Below are 17,938 nucleotides of genomic sequence, written 5' to 3' on the forward strand. Positions count from 1 at the left end.
TCTACAATACAGCTAATCAACAAGCGTTTATTAACGCCAATTCAGCTATTCTGACTTAAGTAATTAATAAAAATTTTATTATGAAAGTATAAAAAAAGCCCGTCATTGACGGGCTTTTTTGTATCCACAACACTGAACCACAACTCAAGGTGATAAATACATGTTAAACAGATCTTTACAGCGCTAACTGTGCTGAATTTACTTTAATCGCCTAACTATTGACGCGTAAATTTATTTTGTTATTGGCACAAAGTTCCTCTTTGACTGTAAGTAGCTAATCTTAGTTGTTTTAATCAGGTTTATTTATCTCTTATCAAAGTTGCAGTTATTGATTGAGTTCTATAGCTAACTGTTTCGCTACGGCATCGGGTGAATGGCTATTTTTGGCAAATAAGCTGTAAGCAACCGGTACAACAACCAAGGTAAAGAAGGTCGCCAGCGTGATACCTGATAGCACAACAACACCGATCACATAGCGCGTTTCTGAACCCGCACCTTCTGCCATCACTAAAGGTAATGCCCCTGCTGCAGTAGTAATACCTGTCATAAGAATTGGACGTAATCGTTGCACAGAAGCCTGTAAAATTGCCTCATTAAACTCCGTGCCTCTATCACGTAATTGGTTGGCGAATTCGACGATCAAAATACCGTTTTTCGCCGCTAAACCAACCAGCATAATTATGCCAATCTGACTGTAAATATTGATACTTTGTCCTGTGAACCATAGACCAAGCAATGCACCCAAAGTCGCCAAGGGTACCGTCAGCATGATGATCATCGGATGGACATAACTTTCAAATTGCGCCGCAAGTACCAAGAATACAATCCCAAGTGCGAGCACAAACACAAAGTTCATTGAATTACCTGATTCTTGATAATCTAATGACGGCCCTTTATAACTGATTACAGCTTCTGCAGGTAAGTACGTCAAAGTTAAATCATTCAAGTAATCAAGCGCTTCGCCTAAACTATATCCATCAGCAAGGTTAGCCTCAAGGGTAATTGAACGCATTCGGTTATAGCGGTTCAGTGAACTGGCATCGGCAAACTCTTCAATGGTGACCAAGTTTGATAGCGGGATCAGTTCATTGGTTCGTGCCGACCGCACATAGAGGTTTTCCATGTCACTGGCGGTACTTTGATTTTCACGGTTACCTTCAATGATCACGTCATATTCTTCGCCATCGCGCATGAAAGTGGTCGCTAATTTTGACCCTAACATAGTCTCCAATGTACGGCCTATATGCGAAATCGACACACCTAGATCGGCCGCGCGTACTCTGTCAATCACGACTCGTAATTGAGGCTTGGTTTCTTGATAATCATGGTCTAAACCGACAAGATTTGGATTTTCCTTTGCCTTTTCAATGATGATGTCTCGCCATTGAGCAAGCTCCTCATAACTTGGTCCGCCTAAAACAAATTGCACAGGTTTACCAACCCCTCGTCCAAATGCTTGACGCATAATAGGAAACGCACGAATACCCGCTAAATCAGATAAACGGTTGCGTATATCTACGATGATCTCATTTGCACTCCGACGCTGCCCCCAATCTTCAAGCACAATAATTGCCATGCCATTAGAAAAGTCAGTTGCGGTACCAAATCCGCGCGGAGCACGAATAAGCAAACGTTTAATGTCACCACTGTCGACTAATGGCATTAAACGACCTTCAACTTCGTCCATGTATTTTTCTATATATTCAAAACTGGCACCCTGTGGACCATTGACCATCAAGAACATTGAACCACGGTCTTCCTGAGGCGCAAACTCTTGTGGCACCTTTTGTAATAAATAGCCACTCAATGCGAAGGCAATCAATACCAGTAAACTGACTAATAACGGCTGTTTAAAGGCCTTTTTCAACGAACCTTGATAATGATTTGATAACTTAAGCATCAACTTATCAATTTGCTTAACTAACCATGAGTCTTGCTCGGCAGGTTTGAGTAACTTTGAGCACATCATGGGGCTTAATGTTAGCGCAACAATACTTGAGAAAATCACAGCCGCACTCATGGTGACCGCAAATTCTTTAAACAATTTACCCAAGTCGCCTTCTAAAAAGGTGATGGGCATAAACACCGCGACCAAAACCAAAGTGGTGGCAACAACCGCAAATGCCACTTCTCGACTGCCTAAAAATGCAGCTTTAAGTGGTGAGTCACCGTCTTCTATTCGTCGATGAATATTCTCGAGCATCACAATAGCATCATCAACCACCATACCAATTGCTAGGATCATCGCTAACAGGGTTAACAAGTTAATGGTATACCCAAGTGCATATAACACGGTGAATGTTGCCAACAATGATACAGGAACCGTAATAGCTGGGATCAACATTGCTCTTACGCTACCTAAGAACAAATAAATCACAATGGTCACAAGTATCATGGCAATAAAGAGTGTTTGATACACCTCTTCAATGGAGCGCTCAATAAATACTGAACTGTCGTAGGAGCGTTTAATTTCCATACCCGCGGGTAAAGTTGGATTGATTTTATCCACCAAGGCATTGGCGGCACGGGCCACTTCAAGTGTATTCGCCGTTGATTGTTTACTGACCCCAAGACCGATCATGGCTTCTTTATTGCCACGGAACACAATACGTTCTTCTTCGCTGCCAATTTCAACTTTGGCGACATCACCTAATTTAACTAAATAACCATCTTCACCTTGGGTAATGACCAGATTTGAAAAGTCTTCCGCTGTGCGGTAGACCCGCTCTAAACGCACGGTAAAATGACGATCTTTTGATTCAATTGAACCTGCAGGTAGCTCGACGTTTTCAGAACGTAATGCCGTCTCAATATCTGTCACCGTTAGGTTTCTGGCAGCAAGCGCTTGTCTGTCAATCCAAATCCGCATCGCATACACTTTACCTCCACCTAAGCGCAGTGTAGACACACCATCAATCACAGAAAATCGGTCGACTAAGTAGCGATTTGCGTAATCAGTAAGCTGCAAAATATCCATTTGATCAGAGACTAAGTTAAGCCACATGATCACTTCATCACTGCCATTTGCTTTATAAATGGATGGCGAATCCGCTTCTTCAGGAAGCTGCTCTAACAGACCTGAAATACGGTCACGCACATCGTTAGTTGCGGCTTCAATATCTCGGCCGATATCAAATTCAATGGTAACACTTGAACGTCCATCGGAACTTGATGAACTGATATGGCGAATGCCTTCAACTCCACTAATTTGATCTTCAATTAGCTGTGTGATCCGACTTTCGACTACCGAGCTACTTGCACCACGGTAACTGGTTTCAATTGAAACAATAGGCGGATCTATGTTGGGGTATTCACGTAGGGGTAATTTTCCGAATGAAACCAAGCCAAGCACAATAAGCAAAATACTGATGACCGAGGCTAATACCGGACGCTTTACTGATAAATCCGTTAAGATCATGCTGCTGTCTCCGCCTGACCCGTTTGTGCAAAATGGAAGTTCTCGGCTTCTTGTAGCTTCACTTTATCGCCAGGGCGTACTTTTAAAATCCCACGAATGATAACCTGTTGATTAACTTCTAAACCTTCAACAATCTCCACCCAACCACGGCTACGGACACCTAGCTTAACTGGAATTTGTATAATTTCATCGTCAGCATTTGTGCTATAAACATAATGCTTATCTTGAATTGGAATAATTGCAGATTCTGGTAATAACAAGCCTTCTCTACTTTGCTTGATTAATTTCACCTTCATTAACATTCCTGGTAACAAGGCGAAATCTTCATTTGCCAAAACAGCGCGGACCACTACGGCTCTGGTATCTGGGTTTACGCGGCTATCAATCGACGTCACTGTGCCGTTAAATACTCGGTCTGGGAATGCAACAGCACGTGCCTCAACCTGTTTACCCTCTTGTAACTCTTGAATAAAACGCTCAGGGATGGAGAAGTCTAATTTGATTTTACTGACATCATCCAGAGTGGTAATTTGTTCCCCCGTAGTCACTAAGCTACCCAAACTAACCTGACGTAAACCTAAACGTCCCGAAAAAGGTGCGCTGATCCGTCGTTCAGTTAATGCCGATGTCGCTTGTTCTATTTCTGCCCGAGCCAAATCAATTAAGCTTTGCAATCTGTCACGCTCTAACTCAGCAACGGTTTTACTGGTAACCAAAGAGCTAATTCGCTCATATTCTCTTAAATGCTCTGTTAGTTTGACCTTTGCAACTTTCACTTTAGCTTGCTGTTCAGCATCTTGAAGTTGAATGAGTAAGTCATCCTTTTTAACTAAATCACCATCTTTAAAATTCACTTTAGTGATGACTTCAGTAATTTTTGAGGTCACTGTAATAGACTCATATGCCTTACCGGTACCGATGGCTTCAACTTCATCACGGATTGACATCAGTTTTGTATTTGCAAATACCACATTGGTAATGGGTTTAGCACGTTGCACTTGAGCCTGTTTAGGCTGCATTTGAACATAACTAAATGCAGCTATGCCGCAAACTGCGATTATTAGTATAATTTTTTTCATCGGTGTCCATTCCCTTTAGGGATATTATAATCATGCTTTTATTGACTAAATAAATATGCGATTTTATTTAGTCGTAATAGGGTTTAGGTTAGTTATAGTGAAAAGAAATATGTTTAGATCACTATTTTTTCGAACGTATTAAAAAAGTTGGAAAGAAAACCTCATTGCACTGCATGTGCAATTGATTACCATTGATTTTACTCAGCACCAACCTGTCTGCAAGGCGTTTTACCTTTGCTTACAAATTATTAAACCAGTAGTGATGTGTTTTTAATCTGCAGGCAAAAAAAAAGAGATGCTCTGCATCTCTTTTTTCACTCATTGGAGTTATCGTACTTTACGATCTTCTCTCATTTGTGTTGCTATACGATTATAAACTTCAGCAATCGCTTCATTCTTAAGCGGCTGGTCTGTTACATCATGCAATAAAATTTTGGTTTCTTCTTTATTATCAGTATTTTTCAACAATAATCGATAGTTACCTTTTTGCAGTGATAATTTCTCTTCACCCCATAAAGAACTCCAGAAACCACCACTTTCTTCTAAGTTGATGTAGAACAACCCTTTGCTAGTGTCCATGTCGACAACATCAAAACCGAGTTCAGGAAGCACTAAACGTAAACGATCCCAGGTTTTCTTGAAGTCCGCTTTTGCTAACCAGTAAGACTCGGTACCTTCACCAGGTGCCACTAAATCGATGTCAATACCAAGACTTTGTTCAATACGTGCTGCACGGATCGTGCGCTCACGCTCAATACTCATATATGCTACGGTATTGTTCAGCATATCGATGGTGTAACGACGCTTATCTTCACCCGTTAAGAATATTTCCTGTTGATCTTCATCATAATACTCTTCATGTTCAATCAAGTTGATGGTGACATCACCTGTACGGCCATGGGGCTTAACGTTAATATCAAAACGGTAGCGTTGACGCAGTAAATACACTTTATCGTCACCAAACCAGCTAGTATCCAATACTTCTTGGCTATCAATCCAATCAGTTTCAACCACGCCAGATGCGAAATCCTCTGAGCGTTTTACAATACTATTTTTGGTTAAATAACCATTAATAACATTGAAAATCTCTTGTTTAAGATCGGTATTATTATCAATAGACTCAATGATAACTTTAATACTATCACTGCTTTCTTCAACATGAGTGCCTTCAGCCATGGCAATAACTTGCAATGGCGGACGAATGTCTAACCGTTTACCAATCACATTTAAATCAACCTGACTTCCTACAGGGGGAATATCGTATTCCTTACTGTAACTAGGTTGTTTTAACGACGCAGGAATTTTTAATAAAGCAACTGTCTCGGCCTGAGTATATTCATCATTACCGTTGGCTTGTCGACGATCAATCGGTGTACTGCAAGCCGTTAACGCAGTAATAATTAATATAGGGGTGACTTTTTTAAACATGTATTATTGCACCTCAATTTGCGCATTTTTCATTGTATCTATTAACAGACCATGAAATTGTTCAGAAAGTTCAGTCAATGGCAAACGAATATGTCCATCGCTTATTAAACCCATACGATGAACAGCCCATTTAACAGGGATCGGATTCGCTTCACAAAATAATGAACTGTATAAACCACGCAAAGGCTCATCAATTTCTGCAGCACGTTGTGCTTCACCCGCTAACGCAGCATCACACATGGCTTTAAAAGCATGCGGCACAATATTGTTAGCTACAGAGATAACACCGTTACCGCCAGCAAGAAGGAACTCACGAGCAGTAGCATCATCACCACTGTAAAGTAAAAAATCATTACCACATAGCTCACGTAATCTGGCGACACGACTAACATCACCGGTTGCTTCTTTCACGCCAATAATGTTACTCACATGACAAAGCTCTGCAACGGTTTCGGGTTTCATATCAACCGCGGTGCGACCTGGCACATTATATAAAATCTGTGGAATGTCAGTGCTTGCTGCCACAGCTTTGTAGTGGGCAATTAATCCTTTAGGCGTTGGCTTGTTGTAATATGGGGTGACGCCTAACATGGCACTGATACCTGAATCTTGCATGCCTTTGGTTAACTCAATGGCCTCAGCTGTTGCATTTGCGCCATTTCCACCAATAATGGGTACTCTACCGGCGGCAAAACTTACGGTTTGTTTAACGACTGCGATATGTTCTTTAATCGGTAAAGTGGCCGACTCACCTGTCGTCCCAACTGCAACAATGGCATCGGTACCTTGATTAATATGAAAATCTACCAGTCTTTCAAGACTTGCATAGTCTATTGTGCCATCACTATTCATTGGTGTGATTAAGGCTACGATGCTTCCGTTTATCATCTATTTTCCCCAAGTTTTCAGGACTCGCTATGTTACTGATGCTATCAAGTAATGACAAGCTTTAGCAGTGCTCAAATCAAAATTACCCAAAAAAGCCAGATCATGCTAACTGGCTGCAACCCCATAGCATTTTATGCTTTCTCATGGTGAGATTACATCTAAAAGGCCATTTTATTGATTAACTTTTGTTGTAGTGTTGTAAATTTAACCAATTACCCTCTGCATTGATTTAATTCTGCAGAATTAGGGTGGTTTATAGCCATCATATGATAATATTATCCTCTTTACAGATGCATCATTTTGCCGTTGTAAATTGATATACGCCATTCACTCGAACAATGAGGAAAATCCATGACCAACTATCTGGTCGTTACCGCAATGGGTGCAGATCGCCCTGGCTTAGTAAGTCGTTTAGCTAGACTAGCCAGTGATTGTGATTGCGACATCGTTGATAGCCGTATGGCTTTATTTGGTAATGAATTTACCCTGATTATGATGATTTCTGGTTCGTGGTCAGCTATCACAAAAATCGAAACGTTATTACCGAGTCTCAGTGTTGAATTGGAACTGATGACAGTAATGAAACGTACCTCAAAACATGTTCCAAAAAACTTCGTTTCACGTATTGAAGTTATCTTTACTGGCGAAGATCAGCGTGGAACTATGAAGTCGATTACCCAATTTTTAGCCGATCGCTCACTTGATCTTGCTGCAGTGCGTTCCCACGCCGAAGATAATGAAGGTCTGCAAACTCAATCGATATTTTTAGCCATTAATATTCCTGAAAAAGTCGATTTGGCCAAACTGGAATCGACCATATATCAATTGGCAGAAGACATGAATCTTGAATGCAGCATTAAATTGATGCAAGGTACAACCTCGCCTCAATAACGATTTTTTTAGTTCGTACTAATCTAGTTTCGATTAGTTTTCGTATATTATTCAAGGGCCCTTGTGCCCTTTTTTTATTTTTAATAAGGAATGAATATGAACACCTTAACTGCCGGTGATATTGCCCCTACTTTCACTTTACAGAATCAATTTGATGAAGCGATTTCATTACAAGACTGTTTAAAAAAAGGACCTGTGTTGGTTTACTTTTATCCTAAAGCTTCGACTCCTGGCTGCACTGTGCAAGCACAAGGTTTACGTGATATTAAAGATGCCTTAGATGGACTAAATGTCACTGTATTAGGCATTAGTCCAGATCCTGTAGCCAAACTTCAGCGCTTTTCTGATAAGCAGGAATTAAACTTCCATTTACTCAGTGATGAAGACCATGCCATTGCCGATGCTTTTGGTGTTTGGGGCGAAAAGAAATTTATGGGTAAAATCTATGATGGTATTCATCGTTTAAGTTTTATCGTAGGCACAGATGGTAAAATCAGCCATTTCATCAATAAGTTCAAAACTAAAGATCATCACGAAGTGGTGCTTAATTTGCTGAAATAATTGTCCTGCAATAAAAAATGGCTTAGTTTTCACTAAGCCATTTTTGTTTAAGCAAGTTTGTAAATCAAACTAAGATTATTGCTTATCGGATTTTACAGTGGCATCGCCTGTATCAGGTTCTTCAGGCTCAAGATCTGCAACCACTTGTTCACTTTGTTGCGCTAATTTGGCTTTTATTGCTTCAGCTTCTTTTTCAACTCTCGCTTCCTCAATCAAAGCAGCCTGCTCTTCTTCAAGCAATCTAAGTTTTTCATCCGCTTCAAATTTTGCCAACTCTTCTTCTTTACGGCGTGCTTTTTCAATAGCTCTTTGCTCAGCCTCTTCCGCTTCACGTATCGCTCTGGCTTCTGCTGCTGCTTTAGCTTCTTCTTCAGCTTTAATTTTAGCTAAACGAGCTGCTTCTTCATCTAGCTCACGCTGAATAATGGCTTGTTCCTGAGCTTCTTGAGGTAATAAACTGATTAACTCAATACCCACAGGCAACTTTTCGGTTTCGCCTGTGATGATTTTTAGCTTAGCTTCTTTAGTGATATACACTAATGGCATTGCCGTTTCACCATAACGTTGGCGGAACTTTTCATAGCTGAAGTTTTCTGTAATGTTAGTCACTTTCAACACAGCGCCTTTTGCCATCAAGCTAGCAATTTTGGCATAACTGATACTTTCACCAAACAAGCATAAGCGCTTTAAATAAGACTCTGACAACTGATGTCTTCCGCTACCCACGTTGGCTTCATTATTGTTTAAGCCGAATACCTTTTCAGTGCCATATAAGTCTTGGAAATGGAAACTCACTAAAGGGTTTAACTGGCGGTATGGAGACATGACTAACACACGGCCAATGCCACTTAAATCCATATAGTTTGCAGCATGTTCTGATGCAGGATTACCGAAATATACAGGTATGTTTTCCATACGTGCTTGACGAATACTATCCCAGTTACTGTCTGCCAAAATAACCTTAATGTTTTTAGCCAGTAATTGTGAAGCCAATTCCCGCGAAAACTTCGACGCGCCAAAGATAAGTAAACCTTGATTTGAACCTTCTTTAACACCTAAAAATTTAGCCCATGGTCCTGCGGTTAAACTTTGAATAACCACTGTGCCAATAATAATAAAGAACACTAACGGCACGATGGAGCTAGCACCATGGACACCTAACTCTTCAAGTTTAATCGCAAATAATGAAGAAATTGCCGCGGCGACAATCCCTCGAGGAGCGACCCAACTAAGGAACCACTTGTCCTTTGAGGTCAAACTTGTTCCTAGTGCCGACGTCCAAATACTGAGTGGACGAGCGATGAACATGACCACAAATAGTACACCAAAAGCACCTATGCCTAGCCCAAGCATAGCGTTAGAATCTAGACGTGCAGCAAGTAAAATAAATAGTGCTGAAATGAGAAGAACGGTAAGGGTTTCTTTAAATTCGAGGATATCGGCGATGTCTACACCACGCATGTTAGCAAGCCAAATACCCATTACGGTAACAGTTAATAATCCTGATTCATGTTGTAATAGGTTAGAGCCAACAAATACCCCCAACATTATCGTTAACACCGCAGTGTTACGCAGATAATGCGGGAAGACGTTATTTCTTAGTGCTACACCAATAAAATAACCTGCTGCGGCACCAATGCCAAAACCAATCACTAACGTGAGGCCTAATGCATAAAGTACGTGTGTGGTTGGGTCTGCTGTAACAGCAACATATTCGTAAACTAAAACCGCAAACAATGCACCAATGGGATCAATAACAATACCTTCCCAACGTAAAATACTCGCCAGTTTAGCTTTAGGCTGAACCGTACGAAGCATAGGTACAATTACCGTCGGTCCAGTGACGACGACTAATGCGCCAAATAGAAATGCCACAGGCCAATCAAATCCCATTAGATAATGTGCAGCAGGTGTTATACATCCCCAAGTAATGACAGCACCTATAGTCACCAGATTTGTCACCATGCGGCTATGATCTTTAATCTCTTTGAAATTGAGTGTCAACGCCCCCTCAAAAAGAATGACTGCTACACCCAATGAAATGATAGGAAACAATAAATCACCAAAAATTTCATCTGGGTTAAGAATATTCAATCCAGGTCCGAGTAACAATCCACATAGCAGCAACGGTAAAATGGCAGGTAATCTAAATTTCCACCCTGCCCATTGACACAAAAGCGATAGCACACCAATTAACGCCAGCATGCCTGTGATGTGTTCAACCATATTCATTTCCTTTTTGTATTTTCAACGTTAATTATCAACGCCAAATCATCTTTGCTCTTAATACAGCTTAAATCTGTTTCTGCCAAATCATCATGACAATGAAACCCACATAAATCTATCAAGCTGCTAGTCTAATCGATAAACACTTAATGTCGTAACATGAAAAAGGCTTAGTTTATCGTTAAACATCCAATATCTAAAAATACTTAAAGCATTGATATTAAACAACTAAACGTCAAATTTAGTCAATTAAAATGTCCGCTGAAATTTGTGCATATAGAATACTAATTTCACAGCCGGATCAAGCTGTATTTTTTAACTAATCGCTGATTATATTTCATTGAAATTAAAGCAGCAAATTACTGATAGATAACATTTAAAATAAAAAAGCCTAAGAGGCATCTTAGGCTTAATAATAATGTTCAAATTATAAACACGATATGGTTATCAATCTTGCGGAACGCGGACCTTACCTTCCATTAAGACTCTAGCACTGCGGCTCATTACAGCTTTAGTGACTCGCCAACTACCTTGTAACATTTTAGCTTCAGCGCCGACACGTAAAGTACCTGATGGGTGACCAAACACAACAGATTGACGTTCTACGCCACCAGCGGCAAGATTAACCAAAGTACCTGGAATTGCTGCCGCTGTGCCGATTGCTACCGCCGCGGTTCCCATCATTGCATGGTGAAGTTTACCCATTGATAGTGCCCTAACTGATAAATCAATTTCTGAAGCAATAATTGCTTTACCACTAGCACTAACATAATCTGCGGCCGGCGCTACAAAGGCGATTTTTGGGGTATGCTGACGGACTTTGGCTTGTTCTAAATCTGTAATTAAGCCCATTTTTAGCGCACCATAAGCGCGGATCGTTTCAAAGCGAGCCAAAGCAGTATCATCATTGTTAATCGCGTCTTGTAACTCTACGCCGGAGTAACCGATATCAGCAGCATTTAAAAATATCGTTGGGATACCCGCATTAATCATAGTTACAGTAAATTTACCTATGTTAGGTACGTCTAATTCATCAACTACATTTCCACTTGGAAACATCGCCCCCTCACCGTCAGCGGGATCCATAAATTCAACTTGCACTTCTGCGGCAGGAAAAGTCACGCCATCTAATTCAAAATCGCCAGTTTCCTGTACCTCGCCATCAGTCATTGGTACATGGGCAATAATGGTTTTTTTAATATTGGCTTGCCAAATTCGTACCACGGTAACACCGTTAGCCACGACTCGACTTGGATCTATTAACCCATTGCTGATTGCAAATGAGCCCACAGCTGCAGTTAAATTGCCACAATTACCACTCCAATCGATAAAAGGTTTATCAATAGCGACCTGACCAAACAAATAGTCTACGTCATGATCGGCTTGACTGCTTTTAGATAACAACACTGTCTTACTGGTGCTGGATGTTGCTCCGCCCATTCCATCGGTGTGTTTGCCATACGGATCTGGGCTACCAATTACGCGTACTAATAATTTATCGCGTGCAGGCCCGGGGGTTTGTGCTGCTAAGGGTAAATCAGTGACATTAAAAAACACCCCTTTGCTGGTACCACCGCGCATATAAGTCGCAGGAATTTTTAACTGTGGTTTAAAGGTCATGGTCTGTCCTTAAAGCTATTACTTAAAAAAGGCGACGTTGGATAATCCATACATCGCCTATTTGCTAAATAATTGTATCGGGATAAATTACTTAGTCGCACTAGACTCTAAAAAGTCCTGCGCAAAACGCTGTAATACACCACCCGCTTCATAAATAGAGACTTCTTCGGCGGTATCTAAGCGGCATTTGACTGCAACATTCACTTGTTCACCATTTGCTCTGTGGATAATAAGTGTCAGTTGAGCACCTGGAATGCGATCACCAATCACATCAAAGGTTTCTGTACCGTCAATGGCATAAGTATGACGATTTTCTCCTTTGATAAATTCAAGCGGCAATACGCCCATACCCACTAAGTTAGTACGATGAATACGTTCAAAGCCTTCAGCAACAATCACTTCAACCCCGGCAAGACGCACACCTTTTGCAGCCCAATCACGTGAGGAACCTTGACCGTAGTCGGCTCCAGCAATAATGATTAACGGCTGTTTACGCTCCATGTAAGTTTCAATCGCTTCCCACATGCGACTAACTTTACCCTCAGGTTGAATTCGCGCTAATGAGCCTTGCTTAACCTTGCCATCTTCTTTCACCATTTCGTTAAACAATTTTGGGTTAGCAAATGTCGCGCGCTGTGCAGTCAAATGGTCGCCACGATGGGTTGCGTAAGAATTAAAATCTTCCTCAGGCAAGCCCATTTTGTCTAAATAAGCCCCTGCAGCACTGTCTAACATGATTGCATTCGATGGCGACAAATGATCTGTGGTAATGTTGTCTCCGAGTACCGCTAATGGACGCATACCTTTCATAGTACGTTCCCCAGCTAATGCGCCTTCCCAATAGGGTGGGCGACGAATATAAGTGCTTTGTGGTCGCCAATCGTATTGCGGGTTGATGTGTGAACCGTATTCAACTTTAATATCAAACATGGGGTTATACACTTGTCTAAACTGCTCAGGCTTTACACTACTGGCAACAATGGCGTTAATTTCTTCATCCGTTGGCCAAATATCTTTAAGGCGAACTTCATTGCCTTGTTGATCTAAGCCTAAAACATCTTTTTCGATATCAAAACGAATCGTTCCCGCTATAGCATAAGCCACAACTAAAGGTGGTGATGCTAAAAACGCTTGATTGGCATGGGGATGAATACGGCCGTCAAAGTTGCGGTTACCGGATAATACCGCGGTGGTGTAGAGTTTTCGCTCGAGCACTTCTTGCTGAATAACAGGATCAAGTGCGCCACTCATTCCATTACAAGTGGTACAAGCAAACGCAACGATACCAAAGCCAAGCTGTTCAAGTTCAGGCAGCAAATTTGCCTGCTCTAAATACATTTGTACGGCTTTAGACCCTGGGGCTAAAGATGATTTTACCCAAGATTTTCGTAATAAGCCTTTAGCATTAGCATTACGCGCAATTAAACCTGCAGCTATCATATTGCGGGGGTTACTGGTGTTAGTACAGCTAGTAATCGCAGCAATAATCACCGCGCCATCAGGAATTTTACCGGGTTCATTTTCGACAACACCACTGATCCCTCTAGCGGCTAATTCAGAGGTTGGTACTCTGCTATGGGGATTCGACGGGCCTGCAATATTACGGGTCACACTCGATAAATCAAAGCGTAATACGCGATCATATTGCGCATCTTTAAGGCTATCCGACCACAAACCTGTGGTTTTAGCGTAATTTTCAACTAGGGCGACTTGTTCATCTTCACGACCCGTTAAGCGTAAATAATCAATCGTTTGCTCATCTATCGAGAACATGGCCGCTGTGGCGCCATATTCTGGCGTCATGTTCGATATTGTTGCACGATCGCCTAAAGTCAGGTGCTTAGTGCCTTCACCATAAAACTCTAGGTAGGATGAAACGACTTTTTCTGCACGTAAATATTCCGTTAATGCCAATACGATATCGGTCGCGGTAATACCTGGGTGCGGTTTACCGACCACCTCAACACCAAATATGTCGGGTAGACGCATATATGAAGCACGGCCTAACATTACGCTTTCTGCTTCTAAACCGCCGACGCCAATCGCAATAACACCAAGGGCATCCACCATTGGAGTATGGCTATCGGTCCCCACTAAGGTGTCTGGAAACGCTACACCATCTCGCGCTTGGATGACTGGCGACATACGCTCTAAGTTAATCTGATGCATGATGCCGTTACCAGGCGGGATCACATCCACGTTTTTAAAGGCCGTTTTCGTCCAGTTAATAAAGTGAAAACGATCATCATTACGGCGATCTTCAATAGCACGGTTTTTTGCAAATGCATCTTTTTCAAAGCCAGCATGTTCAACGGCTAAAGAGTGATCAACAATTAACTGTGTCGGCACAACTGGGTTTACTTTTGATGGGTCGCCACCTTTATCAGCGATGGCATCACGTAATCCAGCCAAGTCAACCAGCGCCGTTTGCCCAAGAATATCATGGCAAACCACCCGAGCTGGGAACCATGGAAAGTCGAGATCGCGTTTACGCTCGATAATCTGTTTTAATGAATCGGTTAATTGATCTGCAGGACAACGACGCACTAAGTTTTCTGCTAGCACTCTGGACGTATACGGTAATTTGGCATAGCTGCCAGGAGCAATTGCTTCGACAGCTTCACGGGTATCAAAGTAATCTAAAGAGGTTCCAGCAAGGGATTTACGATATTGCTTATTCATAACTTCATCCAAACCTTGTTTAACCAACAGCAAAGTGTGCTTGCTGTCGGTTTTGTAATTGGCTTTGTGTTAATTAACGCTGATTAATTGGCATCACTTTACGTGGTTCGCTGCCAATGTAATCCGCACTTGGACGGATAATACGGTTATTTGAACGTTGCTCCATGACATGAGCGGCCCATCCAGTTAAGCGTGAACACACAAATATAGGCGTGAACAATTTAGTTGGAATGCCCATAAAATGATAAGCCGAAGCATGGAAAAAATCCGCATTACAAAAGAGTTTTTTGCTGTCCCACATGTATTCTTCACAAGCAACTGAAATATCATAAAGTGACGTATCACCATGTTCTTTGGCTAATTTTTCTGACCAAGCTTTAATGATCACATTGCGAGGATCAGATTCACGGTAGATTGCATGGCCAAAGCCCATGATTTTTTCTTTACGTTCTAACATGCCAGCCATTTGTACCTTGGCATCCTCAGGCGATTTGAACTTTTGGATCATATCCATTGCCGCTTCATTCGCACCACCGTGAAGTGGACCACGTAATGAACCAATCGCGCCAGTAATACATGAATACATATCAGACAGTGTTGAAGCACATACACGAGCGGTAAACGTTGAGGCGTTAAATTCATGTTCAGCATAAAGGATCAGTGAAACATCAATGACTCGACGGTGCTGTTCTGAAGGCGTTTCACCATTAAGCAGTTTAAGAAAATGGCCTCCGAGAGAATCTTCATCTGTCACGCAATCAATTTCAACACCATCATGGCTGTAGCGATACCAAAAACACATAATGGCAGGAAAAGCAGCTAATAATCGGTTAGCGGCTTGTTGTTGCTTTGAGAAATCGGTTTCAGGCTCAAGGTTACCTAAAAATGAGCAACCCGTTCGCATTACATCCATTGGATGCGCATCGGCAGGAATTAACTTAAGCACTTCTTTCAATGCTTGGGGTAAATCGCGCAGTGTTAATAACGTTGCCTTATAAGCCTGCAACTGTGCAGTATTGGGTAATTCACCGTTAAACAGTAAATAAGCGACTTCTTCGAAGGTCGCATTGTCAGCTAAATCTTTTACATCGTATCCGCAATAAGTTAAACCTGAACCTGTTTTACCTACTGTACATAACGCTGTTTCGCCTGCACTTTGGCCACGTAATCCTGCACCTGCTAATTTTTTATCTACCATGATCGTCTTCCTATTTTTTAAGGCCGCATCTTTTTTATTGTCGGCTGTAGGGTTTGTCATCTCTCTGGCACATCAAGCTTGTAAACACATTGTTGTAGTCAGAGTTAATTGAAAACTGTTACTTTTTTTAGCCTTAACTCGGAATAACTGAGATGAACCAAACCATCAATTGGATTATTTATCTCAGTGATTAAACCGAATTATGTCGAATTTATTTGTTTTTACCTTCGGCAAATAAACTATCTAATTTTTGCTCGTAATCGTGATAGCCAAGGTAATCGTACAAATCCATCCGCGTTTGCATCATATCCACCACAGCTTTTTGATCGCCTTGTTCTAAAATCGAGGTATAAACCGTTTCAGCCGCTTTGTTCATCGCACGGAATGCACTCAGTGGATACAACACCATCGCAGCGCCCCACTCACCTAATTGTTGTTTATTCCACAATTCTGTTTGGCCAAATTCAGTAATATTAGCCAAAATTGGCACATTGAGTGCTGCAGCGAAAGCACGATAATGCGCTTCGGTTTTCACCGCCTCAGCAAAAATGCCATCAGCACCAGCAGCAACATAGGCTTTAGCACGTTCAATTGCGGCTTCTAAGCCTTCTTGTGCAAATGAATCTGTACGCGCCATAATAAAAAAATCAGGATCGGTACGGGCATCAACAGCCGCTTTGATACGATCAACCATTTCTTCTACAGACACGATCTCTTTATTAGGGCGATGACCGCAACGTTTTTGTGCCACTTGATCTTCCATGTGCACAGCTGCAGCACCGGCTTTTTCCATATCGCGAATCGTTTTGGCAATATTAAATGCTCCGCCCCAACCTGTGTCGATATCCACTAACAAAGGTAAATCACAAGCTGAGGTAATACGCTGAACATCCACTAACACATCATTTAACGAAGTCATGCCAAGATCTGGCAAACCATATGAGGCGTTTGCGACACCACCACCTGACAAATAAATGGCTTGATGGCCAATTTGTTTTGCCATCATTGCTGAGTAAGCATTGATAGTACCGACGATTTGCAATGGTTTATTAGCCATTAGTGCTTGGCGAAATTTTTTACCTGCGCTCATATTCTTTCCTTGTGTTAACAATGTTCAATTGATTATCGGTCATCAAATTTCTCGATGACTAACTTAACTTGGCTTCAATACTATTTTTTGAATACATAATATGGCGACGCATTAGCATTTCGGCTAATTCTGCATCACGATTAGCAATGGCTTTTACGATATGTTTATGCTCATCATAGGCGGTGGTGACTCTAGGTCCTGCCATACCAAGCTGCACTCTGTACATGCGCACTAAGTGATAAATGCCGTCGAATAACATACTGATTAAATGCTTATTTTTACTACCGAGTATGATTCGATAATGAAAATCGACATCACCCGCTTCTTGGTAATAAGACTGACCATCTTTGACTTCATCAAAATGGCGTTGGAGTAATCCCATCAAATCATCAATTTCTTCATGGGTCATATTCACAGCCGCTAGCCTTGCAGCCATACCTTCTAATGACTCACGCACTTGATAAAGTTCTATCAAGCCTTGAGGACTCAGTGCCACCACTCTAGCCCCAACATTTGCCTTACGTTCGACTATGTGACAAGCCTCTAGACGATTGATCGCTTCACGGATAATGGCGCGACTGACAGCATATTTTGTCGACAATTCGGTTTCACTGAGTTTTGAACCCGCAACAATTCTGCCTTCAACAATATCGTCTCTTAGCAAAATAAAGGTTTTATCTGCCGCGGTTACGGGCTTTTCATTGCCGAGGAGCATGCTTATCAACTCAATTAACAATTAGTATGTCGACAATATAGCAGCATATGAGTAATAGACAACCCAAAAAACCACACATTGTCGACAAAAGTGTTTTTTAATTGCTAATTACGACTAATTGATAAGGATATAGCGCCATATT

Annotated in this window: 12 protein-coding genes; 2 read left to right on the forward strand and 10 right to left on the reverse strand. The window is 41.5% G+C overall.

Going from position 1 to position 17,938, the window contains the following annotated elements; genetic code table 11:
- Window positions 1-325: 325 nt before the first annotated feature.
- From IEY03_RS02910 to dapA, 4 genes are all read right to left on the reverse strand, one after another.
- Window positions 326-3,418, reverse strand: a complete 3,093-nt coding sequence (locus tag IEY03_RS02910; protein WP_188839822.1) for an efflux RND transporter permease subunit — start codon at window positions 3,416-3,418, stop codon at window positions 326-328.
- The gene (locus IEY03_RS02915; protein WP_188839823.1) at window positions 3,415-4,497 is read right to left on the reverse strand and encodes an efflux RND transporter periplasmic adaptor subunit; all 1,083 of its coding nucleotides are present in this window, start codon (window positions 4,495-4,497) and stop codon (window positions 3,415-3,417) included. Before IEY03_RS02915 ends, IEY03_RS02910 begins: the two co-directional genes overlap by 4 nt.
- A 327-nt stretch (window positions 4,498-4,824) precedes the next feature.
- Window positions 4,825-5,925 (reverse strand): NlpB/DapX family lipoprotein, encoded by a 1,101-nt coding sequence (bamC, locus tag IEY03_RS02920; RefSeq protein WP_188839824.1) that lies wholly within the window; start codon window positions 5,923-5,925, stop codon window positions 4,825-4,827.
- 3 nt (window positions 5,926-5,928) lie between these two features.
- Complete coding sequence (gene dapA, locus IEY03_RS02925) at window positions 5,929-6,813, reverse strand: 4-hydroxy-tetrahydrodipicolinate synthase (RefSeq protein ID WP_188839825.1); 885 nt, start codon at window positions 6,811-6,813, stop codon at window positions 5,929-5,931.
- Window positions 6,814-7,164: 351 nt separating this feature from the next.
- Between dapA and IEY03_RS02930 the strand changes: the two genes are divergently transcribed.
- Together IEY03_RS02930 and bcp are read left to right on the forward strand one after the other, a co-directional pair.
- Window positions 7,165-7,704 (forward strand): glycine cleavage system transcriptional repressor, encoded by a 540-nt coding sequence (locus IEY03_RS02930; protein WP_188839826.1) that lies wholly within the window; start codon window positions 7,165-7,167, stop codon window positions 7,702-7,704.
- Window positions 7,705-7,800: 96 nt separating this feature from the next.
- Window positions 7,801-8,265, forward strand: a complete 465-nt coding sequence (bcp, locus tag IEY03_RS02935) for a thioredoxin-dependent thiol peroxidase (protein ID WP_188839827.1) — start codon at window positions 7,801-7,803, stop codon at window positions 8,263-8,265.
- 75 nt (window positions 8,266-8,340) lie between these two features.
- Here bcp and IEY03_RS02940 read toward each other — a convergent pair whose 3' ends face one another.
- The 6 genes from IEY03_RS02940 to IEY03_RS02965 form a co-directional block, all read right to left on the reverse strand.
- Window positions 8,341-10,491 carry a cation:proton antiporter domain-containing protein gene (locus IEY03_RS02940; protein ID WP_188839828.1) on the reverse strand — a complete coding sequence of 717 codons (2,151 nt, stop codon included), beginning with the start codon at window positions 10,489-10,491 and terminating at the stop codon, window positions 8,341-8,343.
- A 447-nt stretch (window positions 10,492-10,938) separates the two neighbouring features.
- Window positions 10,939-12,111 (reverse strand): 2-methylaconitate cis-trans isomerase PrpF, encoded by a 1,173-nt coding sequence (prpF, locus tag IEY03_RS02945; RefSeq protein ID WP_188839829.1) that lies wholly within the window; start codon window positions 12,109-12,111, stop codon window positions 10,939-10,941.
- 87 nt (window positions 12,112-12,198) lie between these two features.
- Complete coding sequence (gene acnD / locus IEY03_RS02950) at window positions 12,199-14,793, reverse strand: Fe/S-dependent 2-methylisocitrate dehydratase AcnD (RefSeq protein WP_188839830.1); 2,595 nt, start codon at window positions 14,791-14,793, stop codon at window positions 12,199-12,201.
- A gap of 73 nt (window positions 14,794-14,866) precedes the next feature.
- The gene (gene prpC, locus IEY03_RS02955) at window positions 14,867-15,991 is read right to left on the reverse strand and encodes a bifunctional 2-methylcitrate synthase/citrate synthase (protein WP_188839831.1); all 1,125 of its coding nucleotides are present in this window, start codon (window positions 15,989-15,991) and stop codon (window positions 14,867-14,869) included.
- A 211-nt stretch (window positions 15,992-16,202) separates the two neighbouring features.
- The gene (gene prpB / locus IEY03_RS02960) at window positions 16,203-17,081 is read right to left on the reverse strand and encodes a methylisocitrate lyase (protein ID WP_188839832.1); all 879 of its coding nucleotides are present in this window, start codon (window positions 17,079-17,081) and stop codon (window positions 16,203-16,205) included.
- A gap of 58 nt (window positions 17,082-17,139) precedes the next feature.
- Window positions 17,140-17,796, reverse strand: coding sequence for a GntR family transcriptional regulator (locus IEY03_RS02965; RefSeq protein ID WP_188839833.1), 657 nt, complete (start codon window positions 17,794-17,796; stop codon window positions 17,140-17,142).
- Between the last annotated feature and the right edge of the window lie 142 nt (window positions 17,797-17,938).

The sequence above is a fragment of the Shewanella aestuarii genome (assembly GCF_014647215.1).
Lineage (GTDB): Bacteria > Pseudomonadota > Gammaproteobacteria > Enterobacterales > Shewanellaceae > Shewanella > Shewanella aestuarii.

What these genes read in the sequence shown, in the direction of transcription:
- IEY03_RS02940 (WP_188839828.1), bottom strand. Translation starts at nt 10,491, where the DNA reads ATGGTTGAACACATCACAGGCATGCTGGCGTTAATTGGTGTGCTATCG.
- prpB (WP_188839832.1), bottom strand. Translation starts at nt 17,081, where the DNA reads ATGAGCGCAGGTAAAAAATTTCGCCAAGCACTAATGGCTAATAAACCA.
- prpF (WP_188839829.1), bottom strand. Translation starts at nt 12,111, where the DNA reads ATGACCTTTAAACCACAGTTAAAAATTCCTGCGACTTATATGCGCGGT.
- bcp (WP_188839827.1), top strand. Translation starts at nt 7,801, where the DNA reads ATGAACACCTTAACTGCCGGTGATATTGCCCCTACTTTCACTTTACAG.
- IEY03_RS02910 (WP_188839822.1), bottom strand. Translation starts at nt 3,418, where the DNA reads ATGATCTTAACGGATTTATCAGTAAAGCGTCCGGTATTAGCCTCGGTC.
- IEY03_RS02915 (WP_188839823.1), bottom strand. Translation starts at nt 4,497, where the DNA reads ATGAAAAAAATTATACTAATAATCGCAGTTTGCGGCATAGCTGCATTT.
- dapA (WP_188839825.1), bottom strand. Translation starts at nt 6,813, where the DNA reads ATGATAAACGGAAGCATCGTAGCCTTAATCACACCAATGAATAGTGAT.
- bamC (WP_188839824.1), bottom strand. Translation starts at nt 5,925, where the DNA reads ATGTTTAAAAAAGTCACCCCTATATTAATTATTACTGCGTTAACGGCT.
- acnD (WP_188839830.1), bottom strand. Translation starts at nt 14,793, where the DNA reads ATGAATAAGCAATATCGTAAATCCCTTGCTGGAACCTCTTTAGATTAC.
- prpC (WP_188839831.1), bottom strand. Translation starts at nt 15,991, where the DNA reads ATGGTAGATAAAAAATTAGCAGGTGCAGGATTACGTGGCCAAAGTGCA.
- IEY03_RS02930 (WP_188839826.1), top strand. Translation starts at nt 7,165, where the DNA reads ATGACCAACTATCTGGTCGTTACCGCAATGGGTGCAGATCGCCCTGGC.
- IEY03_RS02965 (WP_188839833.1), bottom strand. Translation starts at nt 17,796, where the DNA reads ATGCTCCTCGGCAATGAAAAGCCCGTAACCGCGGCAGATAAAACCTTT.